Here is a 1,309-nt window from a genome sequence, read left to right on the forward strand (position 1 = left end):
GGTGATGCCCTTGGGGTCGCCGATGCGCGGGCCGTAGTTCGCCCGGCCCATGTTCTCGACCAGGACGTCCAGCCGGGCCCCGTACTCCGGGCTCCGCACATGCAGCGTGTCCTCGTGGCGCTCGCGCTCCAGGACGCCCGCCGGGGCGCCGTTGACGAAGACCTGCGCCCGGTCGCCCACCCCGCCCGTGAAGTGCAGGACGCGGTCGCCGAGCGCGGGCAGCTCCGTGCCGTAGAGGACGAAGCCGTACGCCTGGCCCAGCCGCTCCATGGTGGGCGGGTCGGTGAACTGCTCGCCGGGCGACAGGAATTCGGCGCAGACAAGGGCGTTGGCCGAGTCCGTGAGCCGTATGTCGGTCGGGGGCAGCTTGGGCGAGGGCTCCGGGACCGGCTCGTCGGGGACGGCGGCGTGGCGGGCGATGACATCGCGGAACGCGGCGTACTTGGGGCCCGGGTCGCCGCATTCGGTGAGCACCGCGTCGTAGTCGTAGGAGGTGACGGCGGGGGTGTAGGCGTGGTCGTGGTTGGCGCCGGCCGTGAAACCGAAGTTGGTGCCGCCGTGGAACATGTAGATGTTCACCGACGCGCCCGCCGACAGCAGCGCGTCCAGATCCGTGGCCGCGTCGTCCGCCGCCCGTACGTGGTGCGGCTCGCCCCAGTGGTCGAACCAGCCGATCCAGAACTCCGCGCACATCAGCGGTCCGCTCTCCTGGTGGGCGCGCAACACCTCCAGCGAGTCGCCGATCCGGCCGCCGAAGGTGCCGGTGGACAGCACCCCGGGCAGGCTCCCGGCCGCCAGCTTCGACTTGTCCGCCTGGTCGCAGGTGAACAGCAGCTCCTCGACGCCACGGGTGCGCAGCGCGTCGGCCAGATACGCGAGATAGGCGGTGTCGTCGCCGTACGCCCCGTACTCGTTCTCCACCTGGACCGCGATCACCGGGCCGCCGCGCGCCGCCATATGGGGAGCGAGGGGCGGCAGCAGCAGATCGAGGTACGCGTCCACGGCGGCGGTGAAGCGGGGGTCGCGGCTGCGCGGGCGCAAGCCCGGCTGGGCGGTCAGCCAGGACGGCAGCCCGCCGCCCTCCCACTCGGCGCAGATGTAGGGCCCGGGGCGGAGCAGTACGCGCAGCCCCTCGGCGTGGGCCAGCTCCAGGAAGCGGGGGAGGTCGAGCAGGCCGTCGAGGTCCAGGGTGCCGGGGGCGGGCTGGTGGAGGTTCCACGGGACGTAGGTCTCCACGGTGTTGAGCCCCAGCAGCCGCGCCTTGCGCAGCCGGTCGGCCCACTGGTCGGGGTGGGTGCGGAAGTAGTGG

At 72.7% G+C, this 1,309-nt stretch carries 1 protein-coding gene; it reads right to left on the reverse strand.

The features are described from left to right. The coding region (locus GWI24_RS44485) for a beta-galactosidase (protein WP_210951680.1) at window positions 1-1,309 on the reverse strand (1,309 nt) is incomplete at both ends.

The sequence above is a fragment of the Streptomyces sp. MK37H genome, assembly GCF_018035285.1.
Lineage (GTDB): Bacteria > Actinomycetota > Actinomycetes > Streptomycetales > Streptomycetaceae > Streptomyces > Streptomyces endocoffeicus.